16 protein-coding genes are annotated in these 16858 nt (G+C 69.8%); 11 read left to right on the plus strand and 5 right to left on the minus strand.

Annotation, left to right across the window (positions count from 1 at the left end):
- Positions 1-20: 20 nt before the first annotated feature.
- The 8 genes from ACIHFD_RS39245 to tsaD all read left to right on the plus strand — a co-directional run bounded on the left by ACIHFD_RS39245 (position 21) and on the right by tsaD (position 6043).
- Entirely contained in the window at positions 21-1073 is a 1053-nt protein-coding gene (locus ACIHFD_RS39245; protein ID WP_397371267.1) for an alpha/beta fold hydrolase, read from the plus strand.
- Positions 1070-1528: a tRNA (adenosine(37)-N6)-threonylcarbamoyltransferase complex ATPase subunit type 1 TsaE gene (gene tsaE / locus ACIHFD_RS39250; RefSeq protein ID WP_355190272.1), complete on the plus strand. Its 459-nt coding sequence runs from the start codon at positions 1070-1072 to the stop codon at positions 1526-1528. The genes ACIHFD_RS39245 and tsaE overlap by 4 nt, the downstream gene beginning before the upstream one ends.
- A gap of 168 nt (positions 1529-1696) precedes the next feature.
- Positions 1697-2374: a hypothetical protein gene (locus tag ACIHFD_RS39255; protein WP_350731035.1), complete on the plus strand. Its 678-nt coding sequence runs from the start codon at positions 1697-1699 to the stop codon at positions 2372-2374.
- Between the two features lie 2 nt (positions 2375-2376).
- Positions 2377-2913, plus strand: coding sequence for a class F sortase (locus tag ACIHFD_RS39260; protein WP_397371268.1), 537 nt, complete (start codon positions 2377-2379; stop codon positions 2911-2913).
- Between the two features lie 45 nt (positions 2914-2958).
- Positions 2959-3888 carry an aminoglycoside phosphotransferase family protein gene (locus ACIHFD_RS39265; RefSeq protein ID WP_397371269.1) on the plus strand — a complete coding sequence of 310 codons (930 nt, stop codon included), beginning with the start codon at positions 2959-2961 and terminating at the stop codon, positions 3886-3888.
- A gap of 43 nt (positions 3889-3931) precedes the next feature.
- Positions 3932-4576 carry a tRNA (adenosine(37)-N6)-threonylcarbamoyltransferase complex dimerization subunit type 1 TsaB gene (gene tsaB, locus ACIHFD_RS39270; RefSeq protein ID WP_397371270.1) on the plus strand — a complete coding sequence of 215 codons (645 nt, stop codon included), beginning with the start codon at positions 3932-3934 and terminating at the stop codon, positions 4574-4576.
- A gap of 11 nt (positions 4577-4587) precedes the next feature.
- Positions 4588-5019, plus strand: coding sequence for a ribosomal protein S18-alanine N-acetyltransferase (gene rimI, locus ACIHFD_RS39275; protein WP_363962217.1), 432 nt, complete (start codon positions 4588-4590; stop codon positions 5017-5019).
- Positions 5012-6043: a tRNA (adenosine(37)-N6)-threonylcarbamoyltransferase complex transferase subunit TsaD gene (gene tsaD / locus ACIHFD_RS39280; protein WP_350731043.1), complete on the plus strand. Its 1032-nt coding sequence runs from the start codon at positions 5012-5014 to the stop codon at positions 6041-6043. Before rimI ends, tsaD begins: the two co-directional genes overlap by 8 nt.
- Positions 6044-6085: 42 nt before the next feature.
- Here the strand turns inward: tsaD and ACIHFD_RS39285 are convergent, their stop codons facing one another.
- Entirely contained in the window at positions 6086-8074 is a 1989-nt protein-coding gene (locus tag ACIHFD_RS39285) for a hypothetical protein (protein ID WP_397371271.1), read from the minus strand.
- A gap of 186 nt (positions 8075-8260) precedes the next feature.
- Entirely contained in the window at positions 8261-9466 is a 1206-nt protein-coding gene (locus ACIHFD_RS39290) for a methyltransferase domain-containing protein (protein ID WP_397371272.1), read from the minus strand.
- Between the two features lie 249 nt (positions 9467-9715).
- Between ACIHFD_RS39290 and groES the strand changes: the two genes are divergently transcribed.
- Positions 9716-10030, plus strand: coding sequence for a co-chaperone GroES (gene groES, locus ACIHFD_RS39295; RefSeq protein ID WP_197093639.1), 315 nt, complete (start codon positions 9716-9718; stop codon positions 10028-10030).
- 73 nt (positions 10031-10103) lie between these two features.
- A complete protein-coding gene (groL, locus tag ACIHFD_RS39300; protein WP_363962220.1) occupies positions 10104-11726 on the plus strand; it encodes a chaperonin GroEL in 1623 nt (540 codons plus the stop codon).
- A gap of 70 nt (positions 11727-11796) precedes the next feature.
- On the opposite strand, the gene ACIHFD_RS39305 is transcribed toward groL, so the two are convergent.
- On the minus strand, positions 11797-13005 hold the full coding sequence (locus ACIHFD_RS39305) for an exo-alpha-sialidase (RefSeq protein WP_397371273.1): 1209 nt from the start codon (positions 13003-13005) through the stop codon (positions 11797-11799).
- A gap of 1092 nt (positions 13006-14097) precedes the next feature.
- Here ACIHFD_RS39305 and ACIHFD_RS39310 point away from each other — a divergent pair.
- Entirely contained in the window at positions 14098-14733 is a 636-nt protein-coding gene (locus tag ACIHFD_RS39310; protein ID WP_132334441.1) for a sigma-70 family RNA polymerase sigma factor, read from the plus strand.
- Between the two features lie 109 nt (positions 14734-14842).
- Here ACIHFD_RS39310 and ACIHFD_RS39315 read toward each other — a convergent pair whose 3' ends face one another.
- Both ACIHFD_RS39315 and ACIHFD_RS39320 read right to left on the minus strand, forming a co-directional pair.
- A complete protein-coding gene (locus tag ACIHFD_RS39315; protein ID WP_090930411.1) occupies positions 14843-15220 on the minus strand; it encodes a DUF5319 domain-containing protein in 378 nt (125 codons plus the stop codon).
- Between the two features lie 39 nt (positions 15221-15259).
- The gene (locus ACIHFD_RS39320; RefSeq protein WP_350731053.1) at positions 15260-16249 is read right to left on the minus strand and encodes a LuxR C-terminal-related transcriptional regulator; all 990 of its coding nucleotides are present in this window, start codon (positions 16247-16249) and stop codon (positions 15260-15262) included.
- Positions 16250-16858 lie beyond the last annotated feature (609 nt).

Here is a 16858-nt window from a genome sequence, read left to right on the forward strand (position 1 = left end):
AGCGGAGAAGGATCGGGGAGATGACGACGACAACACGGCGCAGGGTAGGCATCGCCGGCGCGCTCGTCGGTGCGGCTTCCGCCGGCGTCGCGGCGGCGGCGCTGGCCAAGCGGTACGCGGTCGGCAGGATCAGGCTGCGCCCCGACACCGAGGCCAGCGAGCCGTTCGGCGAGCTGCGGGGCAGGGAGCGCACGCTCGTCACCTCCGACGGCAAGGCGCTGCACCTTGAGATCGACGGACCTGAGGACGCCGAGCTGACCGTCGTCTTCTGCCACGGCTACTGCCTCAACCTGGAGTCCTGGCACTACCAGCGCAAGGACCTGCGCGAAAGCTACCGCATGGTGCTGTGGGACCAGCGCTCGCACGGGCGCTCGCAGCGCGCGGGCGCCGACGGCAGCACGATCGACCGGCTGGGCGCCGACCTGGCCGAGGTGATCGAGAAGTTCGTGCCGGGCCCGTGCGTGCTGGTGGGCCACTCCATGGGCGGCATGACGATCATGGCGCTGGCCGACAGCCACCCCGAGCTGTTCGCGGACAAGATCCGCGGCGTCGCGCTCATCGCGACCTCGGCGGGCAAGCTGGCCGAGCTCACGCTGGGCATGCCGGCGATGGTGTCCAAGGCGGTGCACAAGATCGCCCCGTCCACGATCTCGATCCTGGGCAAGGGCGGCGCCCTTGTCGACCGCACCCGCCACGCGGGCAGCGACATCGCGTTCCTGATGACCCGCTACATGGGCTTCGGCGACTCCAAGAACGTCAGCCCGACCGTGGTCGACTTCGCCGAGTCGATGATCAGGGCCACGCCGACCGAGGTGTTCGCCGACTTCTACCCGGCGCTGATGAACCACGACAAGCTCTCCGCGCTCGACGTCCTCGACCAGGTGCCCACCGCGATCATGGTGGGCGAGCGCGACTGGCTCACCCCGCCCGACCACAGCAAGGCCATCGCCGCGGCGCTGCCCAAGGCGCAGCTCACCGAGGTGCCCGACACGTCCCACCTCATCCAGCTGGAGCGGCCGGGCGCCGTCAACGACGCGCTGCGCGACCTGATCAAGAGGGTGGAGATGCAGTGAGGCTGGCGACCGCCGAGGACATGCGCGCGTACGGCGCCCGCCTGGCCGGGCAGCTGCGCGCCGGCGACCTGCTCGTCCTGTCGGGCGCGCTCGGTGCCGGCAAGACCACGCTCGTGCAGGGCATCGCCGAAGGGCTCAAAGTACGCGGCCCGATCACCTCGCCCACGTTCGTGATCGCCCGGGTGCATCCTTCGCTGCGCCAGGGGCCGCCGCTCGTGCACGCGGACGCCTACCGGCTCGGCGGCGACCTGGAGGTCGACGACCTCGACCTGGACGCCTCGCTGGAGGAGTCCGTCACCGTCGTGGAGTGGGGCGAGGGGCTGGTCGAGGGGCTGGCCGAAGACCGGCTGGAGATCCACATCGACCGCGAGGCGGGCGAGGAGGCCCGCATTGTCACCCTGCGCGGCGTGGGTCCGCGATGGGCCGACACGCCGTCTGAGCCGCTGGAAGACTAAAACCGCCGTCAATTTTCGGCAATACTGGCACCCTTGACGTACCAGGCCAATGACATAAATCATGATCGTTGGTCAGGGATTGGCCCAGATTTTCTGGGTATCAGGAGGGGCGACATCCATATTTCTGATGGATGCTGGGTGGTACGACGGCGGAGTGGGGTGCGGCCGGTGCTCAGGGTCAGGCGAGTCGCGTACGCGGGAGCCATCGTGATGGTCGGTCTGACCGGCTGCACGGCCTCCGCCGATGCAAATCCAACAGGCACAGCCACACCCAGCCCCACAGCCAGCGGCACCGCCGCCCCGGCCGCCACCGCCACGGGCAGCCCGCGGCCCTCGACCAACAGGCAGACCATCTCGGTCCAGCTCAACCCCGACCGCGTCACCGCGGGCGAGACCTCCAAGGTGTGGATCCTGGCCAACTGCCCCGTGCCGACCGGCGGCCCGGCGCACACCGGCACCGGGACCTCGCGCGCGTTCGTCAACGGCGTCGTGCTCAACCCGGTCGCCGGGGCCTCCGCGACCCCCACCGCGACCGCCACGTCCGCCAACGGCTCGCCCTGGGTGCGCGGCGAGGCGCAGGTCTCGGGAACGGTCCGGCGCGGCTCCTACCGGGTCGACGTCAAGTGCGACGGGACCAACGACCTGGGCCGGGCCACCCTCAGGGTGGCCGCGGCCGAGGCCGTGCCGTCCACCGTGCCGAGCAAGGCGCCCAAGGCGGGCGGCGGCGGCACGTACGGGATGGACGCGAGCGACGACTCCTCGATCCCGATCGGCCCTGCGGGCGTGCTGGTCGGCCTCGCCCTGGTCGCGGGCATCGGCTTCGCGGTCAAGCGCCGCAAGGCGTAGCGATGGCCCGACCTGGACGGGTGGTGCTCGCCGGCGCCGCCACGGGCCTGCTGCTGGTCGCGTTCGGCAAGAGCATGCAGACCGGCACCACGCCCACCGCGTCGATCGTGCCCGAGAGCATCGGCATCCCCTCGATCGACGTCGACGCACCGCTGATGAAGCTCGGTTTATCGAAGGACGGCGAGGTCGAGCTGCCCCCGTACGAGAAGCCGAAGGTGGCCGGCTGGTACTCCGGCAGCGCCGTGCCCGGCGAGAAGGGCGCCTCGGTGATCATCGGCCACGTCGACACCAAGACGGCCCCCGCCGTGTTCTACAAGCTCAGGCAGTTACGCAAGGGCGAGACCGTCAAGGTCGAGCGCAGTGACGGCAAGGTCGTGAGCTTCAAGGTCGACCACATCGAGCAGGTGCACAAGGACAGCTTCCCCACCAGGCGCGTGTACCTGGAGGACGGCCTCAAGCTGGTCACCTGCGGCGGCAAGTTCGACTACGCCAAGGGTGAATACCTGGACAACATCATCGTGTACGCCTCCCGCGCCTGAAAAACGGTTTGCGGTCCCCTTCCCCTCGTCCGGGATCATGGACACGTGAGTGTGAACACCAGCCCGCCCGCGTCCGGCGTACGCCTGCCCTGGGGCAGCGTGCACCCGCAGGTGCGCGCGGCGGTCGAGGGCTTCCTCGGGGCGCGCGTGGCCGAGGCCGTCACCCAGCCCGGCGGCTTCTCGCCGGCGGCCGCCGTCCGCCTGCGCGCGGAGAACGGCAGGCGCGCCTTCGTCAAGGCCGTCGGCCCCGAGCCGAACGCCGACAGCGTCCGCATCTACCGCGCCGAGCTGGAGATCGCCGCCGTGCTGCCGGACTCCGTGCCCGCGCCCAGGCTGCTGACCGGCTTCGAGCTGGAGGGCTGGGTCGCGCTGGTCTTCGAGGACGTCGAGGGCGCGCCTCCCGAGCTGCCCTGGCGGCGGGACCAGCTCGACCGGGTGCTCGACGCCGTCAGGCGGATGTCGGCCGAGCTCACCCCCGCCCCGATCGCCGCGCCGCCCATCGCCGAGGCCATCGGCTCGTCCTTCCACGGCTGGCGCGACCTGCTGGAGGAGGACACCGGCGGGCTCGACCCGTGGGCGCTGCGCCACCTCGGCGAGCTGGCCGAGCTCGAGTCCGGCTGGGCCGCGGCGGCGGCCGGCGACACCCTGGTCCACCGGGACCTGCGGGCCGACAACATCCTGCTCAGCGGCGAGCGCGTCTACGTCGTGGACTGGCCGTGGGCCTGCGTGGGCGCGCCCTGGGTCGATCTGGTGGCCATGCTGCCGTCGATCGGCATGCAGGGCGGGCCGATGCCGCACGAGCTGTTCACCGATCCCGACCCCGCGGTGACCGCGGTGGTCGCGGGGCTCACCGGCTATTTCATCCGTCACTCGCGTCTTCCGGACCCGCCGGGACTGCCCACGGTCAGGGCGTTCCAGCGGGCGCAGGGGGTGGTCGCGCTCGACTGGCTCAAGCGTCGTACGGGCTGGTCTTGACTTTTGGAGGCGGCGGGCCGTACGGCGGGTAGGCTAGACAGCCGTGCTGGTCCTGGCCTTTGATACTGCGACACCCGCCGTCACCGCCGCGCTCCACGACGGTGGACGGGTGCTCTCCGAGCACACGACGATCGACGCCCGGCGTCACGGCGAGCTGCTCGTCCCCACCATCGAACGCGTGCTGGACGAGGCGGGCGCGGCGCTGCGCGACGTGACCGCCATCGTGGCGGGCAGCGGCCCCGGCCCCTACACCGGGCTGCGCGTCGGGCTGATGACCGCGCAGGGGCTCGCCACCACGCTGGGCATCCCCGCGTACGGCATCTGCACGCTCGACGCCGTGGCCTACGGCAGCGGGTTCGCCGAGCCGTTCCTGGTGGCCACCGACGCGCGGCGCAAAGAGGTGTTCTGGGCGCGCTACGCCGACATGCGCACCCGGCTCGACGGGCCCTTCGTCGACCGCCCCGCCGACGTGCCCGTGGACGGGCTGCCGGTCGTGGGCGCCGGCGCCGGGCTCTACGCCGAGATCCTCGGCGAGAGCGACGCGCCCCCCTACCCCTACGCCGGCGCCCTGGCCGCGCTCGCGGCCGAGCGGCTCGCCCAGGGCACGCCGCTCGACCCGCCCCGCCCGATCTACCTGCGCAGACCCGACGCCGTCGTGCCCGGGGCGCCCAAGCGGGTGACGGCGTGAACCTCCGGCCGATGACCGCGACCGACCTGCCGGCGGTCATGTCGATCGAGCGGGCCACGTTCCCGCTCGACGCGTGGAGCGAGGGCATGATGCGCGGCGAGCTGGCCGACATGCCGCGCTCGCGCCACTACGTGGTGGCCCTCGTGGACGGTGAGATCATCGGCTACGCCGGGCTCGCCGCCGCGGCCGACCAGGCCGACGTGCAGACCATCGCGGTGCTGGAGAAGCACCAGGGCACCGGCATCGGCGGCGCCCTGCTGACCGAGTTGCTGGCCGAGGCGGGCCGCAGGGGAGCGCGGGAGATCTTCCTGGAAGTACGCGCCGACAACCCGCGCGCGCAGGCCGTCTACCGGCATTACGGGTTCGAGGAGATCGGCACCCGCCGCCGCTACTACGACGACGGCACCGACGCGATCATGATGAGAAGGAATCTTGATGACTGACGAACCACTGGTCCTGGGCATCGAGACCTCCTGCGACGAGACCGGCATCGGCATCGTCAGGGGCCACACCCTGCTGGCCAACACGATCGCCTCCAGCATGGAGGAGCACGCCCGCTACGGCGGCGTGGTGCCCGAGGTGGCCTCGCGCGCCCACCTGGAGGCCATGACGCCGACCGTGGAGGCCGCGCTGGCCGAGGCGGGCCTGAAGTTCTCCGACATCGACGCCATCGCCGTGACCGCGGGCCCGGGGCTGGCGGGGGCGCTGCTGGTGGGCGTGGCCGCCGCCAAGTCGTACGCGCTGGGCCTCGGCGTGCCCCTCTACGGCGTCAACCACCTGGCCGCCCACGTGGCCGTCGACCAGCTCGAACACGGGCCGCTGCCCAAGCCGTGCATCGCCCTGCTCGTGTCGGGCGGCCACTCTTCGCTGCTGCTCGTGCCCGACGTGGCTTCAGACGTGATCTCGCTCGGCTCGACGGTCGACGACGCGGCCGGCGAGGCGTTCGACAAGGTCGCGCGGGTGCTGGGGCTGCCGTTCCCCGGCGGGCCGCACATCGACCGGGCCGCGCGCGACGGCTCGGGCGCGGCGATCACGTTCCCGCGCGGCAAGATCGACGACGGGACGCTCGACTTCTCCTTCTCCGGGCTCAAGACGGCCGTGGCGCGCTGGGTCGAGGCCCGCGAGGCGTCCGGGCAGTCGATCCACGTGCCCGACGTGGCCGCCTCGTTCCAGGAGGCCGTGGTCGACGTGCTGACCCGCAAGGCGCTGCAGGCGTGCCGGAAGTACGACGTGCACGACCTGCTGATCGGGGGCGGCGTGGCGGCCAACTCGCGGCTGCGCGCGCTGGCCCAGGAGCGCTGCGACGCGGCCGGCGTACGGCTGCGCGTGCCCCGCCCCGGCCTGTGCACCGACAACGGCGCGATGGTCGCCGCCCTGGGCTCCAACCTGGTCGCGGCCGGGATCACGCCGTCGACGCTGGAGATCCCCGCCGACTCCTCGCTGCCGATCACGACCGTTCACGTGTGAGGGCCGTGCCGTCGATGACGGCACGGCCCCCCGAAGTCAGTCCTAGTCCTTGGCCCTGGTGGGGCGCAGGAGGGCCTCGGCCAGGGCCAGCATGGTCTCCTCCAGGGTGCCCAGGCGCTTGGTGAGGTCGTCGGTCGCGGGCTGGACGATGCCGGTGACCGTCTCCGTGAGCTGGTCGCGGTCGGGACGCGCCGTGACGAGCTCGGTGAGCGCGCTCGCTGCGGCGGTCAGGCGCTCGGCCTGGTCTCCGGCGTGCGCCTGGAGCAGCTCGCTCTGGCCCGCCAGGGCCTCGGGGAGGCGGCCCACGCGCTCGCTGACGGTCTCGATGCGGTCGTCGACGGACTCCAGGTGCGCGCTTGCCTGCTCGGCGCGGGTGGCCAGGCCGTTGAGGTGGGTGTCGAGGCCGTTGAAGCGGGTGTCGATGCCGTCGAACCGGCTGCTCAGGTGCTCCTCGGCCTCGACCAGGCGCTCGTCGACGGAGTCGATCTGGGTGTCGAGCTTGTTGAAGCGGCCCTCGTTGCGCGTGGACAGCTCGCCGAGGCGCTGGTCGGAGGTGGCCATGCGCTCGTCGAGGGCGCCGAAGCGGGCGTCGATGCGTACATCGAGCGCGTCGAACCTGTCGTCGTGGCGCCCGAGGTGGCCGTCCACGGTGCCCAGCCGCTTGTCCACGCCGCCAAGCTGGTTGTCCACGGACAGGAGCCGCTTGTCGACGCCGGCCATCCTGCCGTCGAGGCCGTCGAGCCTGGTATCGATGTCGGCCAGGCACTCGTCGGCCGACTCCAGGCGGCTGTCGAACCCGGTGAGCCGCGAGTCGAGCCCCGTGAGCCTGCCCTCGACCCGGTCGAGCCGGGCGTCCACGCCGCTGAGGCGGGCGCTCAGGCGCTGCTCGCTCTCGCCGAGCTGGATGGCGAGGTGCTGGTCGGTCTCGTCGAGCCTGGTGGCGAGGCGCAGCTCGACGTCGGACAGGCGGCTGCCGAGCTGCTCGTCGGACTCCTTGAGGCGGCTGGCCAGCCGCTCGTCCGCCTCGACGAGGCTGGTGGCCAGGCGCTGGTCGGTCTCGTCCATCCGGGCGCTCAGCCGCAGGCCGGTCTGGTCGATCCGGTCGGACAGCCGCTGGTCGGTCTCGTCGAGGCGGTCGGAGAGCCGCTCTTCGGTCTGGTCGAGGCGGTCGGACAGTCGCTGGTCGCTCTCGCCGAGGCGGACCGTCAGCCGCTGGTCGGTCTCGTCAAGCCGGCTCGTCAGTCGCTGGTCGGTCTGGTCGAGGCGGTCGGAGAGCCGCTGGTCGGTGTCGTCGAGGCGGGTCGTGAGGCGCTGGTCGGCCTCGACGAGCCGCGTGGTCAGCCGCTGGTCCGTCTCGTCCATCCGGACCGCGAGCTGCTTGTCCTGGGCGCTCAGCCGGGCGGTGAGGTGCTCCGACAGGTCGCCGACCGCGACCTCGACCCGGTCGGTGCGGGTGGTCAGGTCGGCCATCGACTTGTCGAGCCTGGTGAAGCGGCTCGCGGCGGCCTCCATGCTGCTGTTGAGCGTGGCCAGCGTCGCGGCGAAGTCGGACATCCCCTTCGTGAGGCCGTCCGTGCTGTCGAGCACCGTCTGCAGGCGGGTGAGCGCCTCGTCCACGCCCTCGCCCATGGTGCCCAGGTCGGCCCGCAGGCCGGGCAGGTCGGCCACCGGGGCGACGCGGGCGTCCACGTCTCCGATCCGTTCCCCGACGGCGTCCACGTGGTCGCGTACCGCCTCGACGTGCTGAGCCAGCCCCTCCGCCCACATCGGCGGCTTGGCGGTGATGTCGTCGAGCCGCCCGCTGACCGCCTGCAGCGTGCCGCTGAGGCCGCCGAGCTCGCGCTCGCGCACCTCGCGCAGCAGCCACTCCATGCCTTCGAGCCGCTGGCGGATCTCGTCCAGCACGGCCCCCTGCGTGCGCTGCTCGTACACATGATCCTGCGAGGCGCGCGCCAGCAGGTCCCGCATCCTCTCGGAGATGCCGGACTGGCCTCCTGCCTGGAGAAGGGTGGTGTGGTTGGAATGGTCCACCGAAAGCTCCTTTGGCTCGCCGACGGTCTGCCGCGCAGCGGTGGGATATAGGTCGATTTTCAGATGAACGAGCGGGAACGCGGAAAACCGCATCAGGGGAGAACTCCCGTCCGCCCACCTTAGCCTCTCGATCAAGGTCCGTCAGGGGCGAAGAGAAAGATCGAGGTTAACGGCAGAATGACCGGTTCAGGCAGGTGGAGAGGTGTCGCAGATGATGACCGATGGCTTATCGATGATTCGGGTAAGGATGATAGTTGCCGATTTTTCGCCATTTAGGCGGAGATCTGAGCGGAGGCGCTCGATGTCGACGGCGGAGCCGCGCTTCTTGATGGTGACATTTCCGACTTGTCGCTCACGGAGGGCGGCGCGCAGCTTTTTCCCTGAAAAGGGGAGAACGTCCTCTACCTCATATCTGGCCGCCCATGGGGTGTCGATCGGGTCGTCACCGGTGATGTAGGCGATCATCGGGTCGAGCAGGCGTCCGTTCACGATTTCCGACACCTCGCCCACGAGGTGTGCCCGGATGGCCGCGCCGTCCGGCTCGTAGACGTACCTGCCGACCGGGCCGACGGCGGCCTCGGCGCCCGTGGCGGTCAGCGCGTGGCCGCCGGGCAGCAGGGTGGCGCGGCGCCCCGCTGCTCCCTCCTGGCCGGTCCAGAGGGCGGCCTCCTTGACCTCGCCCTTGTACGAGACCCACTCGGCCTCGGCGCCTCCGGGGATGAACTCGTACGGGATGCCCGGGGCGACCTTGACGCACGCCCGGGAGGCTCTGGAGACCAGGTCGAGCACCACCGGCCAGGGCGGGGAGTAGGCCATGGGGCCGAACGTCCTGCCCCGGCTCGTCCGCCTGGCCGGGTCGGCGAAGAGCACGTCGTACTCCTCGGGCCGGACCTCGGCCGCGTCCCTCACCGACACCGTCACCCGGTCGGCCAGCCCGAGCGCGTCGGCGTTGGCCCTGGCCACGGCGACGGTCAGCGGGTCGGTGTCCACGGCGGCCACGGTGCAGCCGGCGCGGGCCAGCGCGAGGAAGTCGCCGCCGACGCCGCAGCAGGCGTCCACGACCCTCAGCCCGCGCCCGAGCCCGCGCGGGGGCGCGTCCGCTCGTGCCTCGGTGGTCAGGCGGTGGGCGCGGTGCTCGGCGACCTCCGTCCGCGTGGACTGCTCCAGGCCGTGCGGCGTGAAGTACATCCGCGCGGCGTCCTCGCCGAACTTGGCCTTGGCGCGCTCCCGCAGCCCAGCCTGGGTGAGCGCCGCGGAGGTCAGCGCGGCGTCGTACGTCTTGCGCAGCCTCGTGGCGGCGGCCACCGGATCCGTGCCCACCAGCTCCACGGCCTCCGCGAGCGCGCGCTGCCCGCGCGGTGTCAGCAGCTCGTCGAAGGCGTCAAGGTCCACATCACCCGACGTTAGTGCCACGTCCGACCCGGTCGGACCATGGGCGTACCGTATCCAGAGGGGGCGGATTCGGTCTGATCGCTCTCAGCAGACGCGTTCGTGTTGACTGTCAAGCCCCTCTTGCATATGTTTCCTGTTGGCACTCTCCCCTTGAGAGTGCCAACGTGCGACGAGGCAGGTCTGACACCCGCGACGGCAGGCCCAGCTGGTCGCCTCTTCTAGATCATTCAAATCTGAAGGGGAGGTCCGATCGTGACGACCGCCACCAAGGTTCCCGTTAAGCCGCTCGGCGACCGCATTGTGGTTCAGCCGCTTGAGGCCGAGCAGACCACCGCTTCCGGCCTGGTCATCCCGGACACCGCCAAGGAGAAGCCGCAAGAGGGCAAGGTCCTCGCGGTGGGCCCCGGCAACTGGGATGAGGACGGCGACAAGCGGATTCCGCTCGACGTCTCTGAGGGCGACATCGTCCTCTACAGCAAGTACGGCGGCACTGAGGTCAAGTACGGCGGCGAGGAGTACCTCGTGCTCTCCGCCCGCGACGTTCTCGCGATCATCGAGAAGTAAGCCGGATGTGTCGAGCCCCGGGCGCTCTTGAGGGCGGCCGGGGCTTTCGACGCTAGGAGAGGACTTTCAAACAATGGCGAAGATCCTGGAGTTCGACGAGGATGCCCGCCGCGCGCTCGAGCGCGGTGTGAACGCCCTCGCCGACGCCGTGAAGGTAACCCTCGGCCCGCGCGGCCGCAACGTCGTCATCGACAAGAAGTTCGGTGCGCCGACGATCACGAACGACGGTGTGACCATCGCTCGTGAGATCGAGCTGGAAGAGCGCTACGAAAACCTCGGCGCCCAGCTCGCCAAGGAAGTTGCCACCAAGACCAACGACATCGCGGGTGACGGCACCACCACCGCCACCGTGCTGGCCCAGGCCATGGTCCGCGAGGGCCTGCGCAACGTGGCCGCCGGCGCCTCGCCGCTGTCGCTCAAGCGCGGCATCGACAAGGCCGCCAAGGCGATCAGCGACAAGCTGCTCGACAGCGCCCGCGAGGTCGCCGACAAGAAGGAGATCGCCAACGTCGCGACGATCTCCGCCCAGGACGCGCAGATCGGCGACCTGATCGCCGAGGCGTTCGACAAGGTGGGCAAGGACGGTGTCCTCACCGTCGAAGAGTCCAACGCCATGGGCATGGAGCTCGAGTTCACCGAGGGCATGCAGTTCGACAAGGGCTACGTGTCGCAGTACATGGTGACCGACCCCGAGCGGATGGAGTCCGTCCTCGAGGACGCCTACATCCTGATCAACCAGGGCAAGATCGCCTCCATCGCGGACTTCCTGCCGCTGCTGGAGCAGATCGCCCAGACGAAGAAGCCGCTGCTCGTGATCGCCGAGGACGTCGAGGGCGAGGCCCTGGCCGTCCTGGTCACCAACAAGATCCGCGGCACCTTCACCTCCGTGGCCGTCAAGGCCCCGGGCTTCGGCGACCGCCGCAAGGCCATGCTGCAGGACATCGCCACCCTTACCGGTGGCCAGGTCGTCAGCGAGGAGGTCGGTCTCAAGCTGGAGCACGTCGGTCTCGAGGTGCTCGGCACGGCCCGCCGCGTCGTCGTCACGAAGGACAACACCACCATCGTCGACGGCGCCGGTGACCCGCAGGCCATCGAGGACCGCGTCAAGGAGATCAAGCTCGCCATCGAGCAGTCCGACTCCGACTGGGACCGCGAGAAGCTGCAGGAGCGCCTGGCCAAGCTCGCCGGCGGTGTGTGCGTGCTGCGCGTCGGCGCCGCCACCGAGGTGGAGCTGAAGGAGAAGAAGCACCGCCTCGAGGACGCGATCTCCGCGACGCGCGCCGCGATCGAGGAGGGCATCGTCTCCGGCGGTGGCTCCGCGCTGATCCACGTCTCCAAGACTCTCGACGACCTCGGCCTGACGGGCGACGAGGCCACGGGTGTCGGCGTCGTGCGCCGCGCCCTGGTCGAGCCGGCCCGCTGGATCGCCGAGAACGCCGGTCTCGAGGGCTACGTGGTGACGCACAAGGTCGCCGAACTGGAGGCCGGCCACGGCCTCAACGCCGCGACCGGCGAATACGGCGACCTGATCGCGCAGGGCGTCATCGACCCGGTGAAGGTCACGCGTTCGGCCGTCCAGAACGCCGCGTCGATCGCGGGCATGCTCCTCACGACCGAGGCGCTCGTGGTGGACAAGCCCGAGGAGGAGGCCCCCGCCGCCGGCGGCGCGGGCCACGGTCACGGCCACGGCCACTGACCCGGCTCTTCTCTCGCCACGGCCCGCACACCCGAAAGGGTTGCGGGCCGTTCGGCGTTCCGGGGACGGTTCAACGCAGGCCGATCGCGCTCTCCCAGAACCAGTTCCAGCGGATCTCGTCCCGGAAGCGGTTCACGCCCGCCTCATACAGGACGCCGATCGCGCCGTTGCCGAGGAGCGCCATGTCGGAATATCCGGCGTGGTCGCCGTCGATCCTCACCCCCGCGTTGTTGGTGGAGTTGTCATAGTTCCGCCAGGTCGCGCCCTCGTCGAAGGACGAGCGCACGTTCATGCCCACCGGGTTGTTGTCGGTCTTCGGCGTGGCGGGCGCGGAGAGCAGGATCCGGGTGTAGGGGGCCTTGTCCCGCTGGCGTAGCAGGGCTGGATGGGTGGGCGGAGCGGTGATGGCGCCGTCGGCCCGGAAGCCGCCGTCGAACGACTCGCCGCCGTCCGTGCTCACGCCCCGGGCCAGGCCGTGGACGGAGGTCTGGTCGTCGGGCACGGCGCCGTTGCGGGCGATCACGAGGATGCCGCCGTCGGTCCGCTCGACCAGGGTCTGCTCGCCCAGCTTCAGGACCGATTTGTCGTAGGTCGCGGTCGCGCCGATCTGCCAGGTCGCGCCGTGGTCGTCGCTGTAGATCAGCCGTACGCTCTGCGTGTCGCCCACACTGAAGTAGACGGGCACCACCAGGCGGCCGTTGTGGGCCGGTTGGGTCAGCTGGATGCCGTGCCCCGGCCCCGTGGCGAACCAGTCCCCGGCGCCCGCGGGCGCCTTGATGACGCCCGACAGGTCCTTCGGGCTCGACCAGGTGACGCCGTCGTCCATGCTGACCTGGACCTTCGGCGTACGCGGCGTCGTCTGGGGCGCGGTCGGCTCCGAGGTCGTGAACAGGAACACCGGCCCGCCGGAGTCGGCGACCACGGTCGCGTTCCCCTGCAGGGCCGCTCCGGCCGTACTGGGCAGGACGACCCTGCTCGCCTCCCAGGTGACGCCGTCGTCGGTCGAGCGCCGCATGACGACGTCGAACGCGCCGTGGTCGGCGCAGTTGTTCTTGTTGCGCCGCTCGGCGAAGGCGAGCAGCACGTCGTTCCTGGTCTTCACGACCGCCGGCAGCCGGTAGCAGGTGGCCCCCTGGGTTCCGCCGGCGGGGATCGACTTCCACAGGGTCTGCTTGTGGAAGACGTACGTGGGCGCCTGCGCGGCCGCTGCGGGTGATGCGCTGAGGGCGACGGCCATGAGCGCTCCGGCTGCCGCGGTGAACGTCCGAAATGTACGCATCAATGCCTCCATTTACGCGTTCGCGGCCATGATCGTCTCATCGGTCGGTCCCCTGATCCACTGCCTCCTGAAGATCGGCGCCGCATGCCTCCGCCAAAGGATCCAGGCATGCGGAAACCACCTCCCGCCGTTTTCCCGATCTTCCGCTCTCGGATCACCTGTGCGGTGCCGGCGTTTACCTACATCGGGGACCAGGAGCACGCGGTCGGCGATCTGGCGGCGATTGCCGGGACGGACAGTGGCACGATGGCCCGCGAGGTCGCCAAGCTCGAACAGGCGGGAGTCCTCAGTGCTCGGCACGTTGGGCGTACCAAACCGCTCGCATCTGATCAGCGCAGAGACCCTTGCCGTCGCGGATCCATATCTGGCGTAGGCGGCGTTGCATGATGCCGTCCGCAAGTCCCTGGCGGAGCTCTTGCAGATCCAGGGTCTGTGGGCGACGACGACCGGTGGCCACCTGGCGGTCCAGCACGCCGCTCGGGCGCAGTTCGGGGCGTCCATGGGAGCGATCCTTCGCCCGGTCGATCGCATCCGCACGACGCGGCGCGAAAGCGAGTACCCGACCAGCAGCACCTGGATCGATGGGGACAGCGTCCGCGATGACCTGCCGGCGGCGGCCGCGGTCGTGGATGCGGCGGAACGGGCGCTCCCCGTTCGTCCTTTGACGCGCATCGTGAAGGCCTTGTGGGCTGAGGGCTCGGTCGGCTGTGGGGCGAGCGGTTGCGCTTGTGACGGTGACGGCCCTCTGCCGGAACGGCTCTTGGTGGGCGGGGATCGGGGTTGCCCCCTCAGGACTGCCTGAGCTCTCCATCGCGCGAAGCGTGTCGCCGGTGTGAGGACCATCCCGGGACCCCTTGGGCGCGGGTGGTTGGGGAGAAGTGGGCGGAAAAGGTGGATTATTGGAGTAAACCGGCAGTGGGTGATAAGCGTCCGGGATCTGACAATTGTCGTGCATTCCAGGTTATGGGATGAAACATTATGTCACTAGTTAAGCCTTAGTGTGGTCATTTGATTACTGCCCGTTATCGTCGCTTCAATGTGACCAATCCGTAGCCGTTCCCCATGACGACAGGCCGGATCCGTGCGGGCATCATGCCTATCGTGAGCGAGGGAAGCGTCGCCGACGCCAAAATTGGGGTAAGGCTCGCGTCGAGACTTCCGGCACGGACGGATGACTCCGACCTTAGGGAACTGACGAGCCTCGCCGTGCAGGGAGATCGCAGTGCGATCGAATCCCTGCTCGGTGAGTTGCGTCCGATGGTGGTGCGGTATTGCCGCGCCCGGCTGGGCAGGGTTTCAGGGCAATATCACATTGCCGATGACGTAGCCCAGGAGGTGTGCATCGCGGTCCTGTCCGCGCTGCCGCGATACCGCGACATGGGGCGGCCGTTCGCCTCCTTCGTGTTCGGGATCGCCTCGCACAAAGTGGCCGACGCGCTACGGAGTTCGGTGCGCTCGGCCGTACCGACTCAGGATCTGCCCGATGGGCCGGACGACGGGCCGGGGCCCGAGGAGACCGTGGTCCGCTACATCGAGGTCGAGCACGCGCGTAGACTCCTGGCCAGATTGCCCGAGAATCAGCGCGAGTTGCTGCTGTTGCGGGTGGTGTCAGGGTTGTCGGCTGAGGAGACCGGTAATGTACTCGGTATGTCACCGGGTGCGGTTCGTGTCGCCCAGCATCGGGCGCTTGCCAGGTTGCGGCAGATGGCCGAGCTGGAGTCGGCTTGACGTCAGAGGAGGAGACCGACGCGCTGCTCGACGCGCTCGGTCGTGGAGAGAGCCCTGACTCAGGCGATCCAGCCGTGCGGTTGCTGGCCGTGCTGCTCGATGATGTCGGTCAGCGGCGTTCCTCCGTGTCGATGACGCCGTCGACGTAGCCTCTGGCGTACTCCCAGCTGACGTAGTCGGCGGGGTCCGGGTGAAAGGCCGGCTCGTGGACCTGCGGCTGGCCTTTCTCGATCATTTGTCGTAGGTTGCCGCGCAGCAGCTCCCAGTCGAAGAAGTGCTGCTCGCCGCATTCAGGGCAGTCGAGTACGAGGCCCAGGACCCCCTGCGGCTCGAGCAGGGAGCGGAAGACCTCGACGTCAGCGAGGTCCGTGATGGCCTCGTCGCGTTCGGCTGCGGTGAGGGGCTCGGCGTCGTCGAGGGCGCCCATCGCCGAGGAAGGGTCGTTCGGGTCGTCCGCGAACGGGTCGCGGGGGACGTCTTCCAGCACCTTCCCACCATATGACCGAAGCGGCCCGAGCGGTGGACATTACCTCAGCCATCCGCGCCTGGCCGCCTCCACGCCTGCGTGGAAACGCGACTGAGCGCCCAGTTCGGACATGGCGTCCGCGAACCTCGCCCGGACCGTTCGCACCGATACGCCCAGTTGGCGGGCTATGGAGTCGTCACACATGCCCTGGGCGGCCAGGCGGAGGACCTGGACCATGCCGTCGCCCCGGCGGCCCCACGGCAGGGGCACGGCCCTGGCCCACAGCTCCCTGAACAGCGTGCGGAGCATGCCCACGACGATCGGCGTGCGGATCAGATAGAAGTTGTACGCGTGGTCCGGCAGGTTGCCGCCCCAGTACGGGGGCAGGCCCGCGACCTCGGGCCCCGCGGTCATGAACCAGCTCGGCACCCGGTCCAGCGTGCGTACCTTGCCGCCCGTCTCCAGCACCCGGGTGAGCTGGTCGCGTACGCCCGGCAGAGCCAGAGTCGAAACCGGAATGATCACGTGAACCGTGAGAAGTTTTCGTTCTTGCGCGTCAATCCATAGTTCCGCAAATTTGCGCGCGAAATCGATCATTGTGCGTTCGTCGGGAACCGCGGTCAATAATTCCATCGGCGGAGACTGCACGGCTATACCGACCACGCTCTCGTACAGCACGTCGGCCCCGTTCACCATCTCCACAGTGAAGGTGCCGCTCTGGTAGTCCCGGCCGGCGTCGTAGTCGCGGATCAGCGACCGGATCGAGCCGAGCGCCGAGTCGATCCTGCGGCTCTCCTCCGCCAGCCGGTCGAGCCGATCGGCGATCACCCTGCCGAGGGCCGCGGCCGGGTGCCTGGCCAGGTATTCCCCCGATTGCTCGTCGATCACGCCCAGCTTGACGAGGTCGTCGAGCTGGCGGCCGACCTTCTCGACGGGACCGTCCATGGCCTGCGCGAGATCGGTGCGGGTCGCGCGGTGCAGGCGCAACACCGCGGTGTACAGCGCGGTCTGCGTCGGGTCGAGGCCCAGCGTCTCGAAAGGATCAGGCATCGTACGGGGCTCGTTGCGCATTATGGGCGGCTCCGTTGGGGGGACACGGGCGTGCCGTGAGGATAACCCCGCATTACGCTCGTGTCCCCCCGTTGCGGTGACTGGTCGGAGCGCGGTGTGCAACTTCGTGCAATTGCACGTTTTCACATTGCGTTGTTCCGTTCCGTAACGCAGGCTTTACCTAGCGTCGGCATCCTGTGAGGGCTGAAGCGACAGCGGGCCATCAGGACGCGGAGGGGGGTTCGGTGGCGCCAAGCGTCGCCTCGACCCGGATGCCGGTGGCCGAGACACGGGACGGATCACCGACCGTCCCGTGTCTCGGCACTTTTCGATGCCGGGAGTACGACGGGCCGTGGGGGTCATCGTGCTCCCGGCATCGCCGTTGTCGCCGCGGCCCGGGTGGCGCTCGTGTGGCGCAAGGGGATCCTGGTGCGATGCGGTGCAAGGTTGCGGTGGCTCGGGGTGGCGGCCGGGCAGTGCCGGCGGCGGTGGGGGTGATCGGTTGAAGGAGGTCCTGGGGGTGGAGAAGGCGGTGGGCGTGGCGGGTGTGGGTGCTGCGGCGCAGTTTGGAGGCAGGGCCTAGACTTGGCTCAATCAGAGCAACGGCAA

The sequence above is a fragment of the Nonomuraea sp. NPDC051941 genome, from assembly GCF_044593615.1.

Coding starts and splice junctions, on each gene's coding strand:
- ACIHFD_RS39260 (WP_397371268.1), top strand. CDS start 2,377: ATGGCCCGACCTGGACGGGTGGTGCTCGCCGGCGCCGCCACGGGCCTG.
- ACIHFD_RS39320 (WP_350731053.1), bottom strand. CDS start 16,249: ATGCCTGATCCTTTCGAGACGCTGGGCCTCGACCCGACGCAGACCGCG.
- groL (WP_363962220.1), top strand. CDS start 10,104: ATGGCGAAGATCCTGGAGTTCGACGAGGATGCCCGCCGCGCGCTCGAG.
- rimI (WP_363962217.1), top strand. CDS start 4,588: ATGACCGCGACCGACCTGCCGGCGGTCATGTCGATCGAGCGGGCCACG.
- tsaD (WP_350731043.1), top strand. CDS start 5,012: ATGACTGACGAACCACTGGTCCTGGGCATCGAGACCTCCTGCGACGAG.
- ACIHFD_RS39310 (WP_132334441.1), top strand. CDS start 14,098: ATGCCTATCGTGAGCGAGGGAAGCGTCGCCGACGCCAAAATTGGGGTA.
- ACIHFD_RS39305 (WP_397371273.1), bottom strand. CDS start 13,005: ATGCGTACATTTCGGACGTTCACCGCGGCAGCCGGAGCGCTCATGGCC.
- ACIHFD_RS39245 (WP_397371267.1), top strand. CDS start 21: ATGACGACGACAACACGGCGCAGGGTAGGCATCGCCGGCGCGCTCGTC.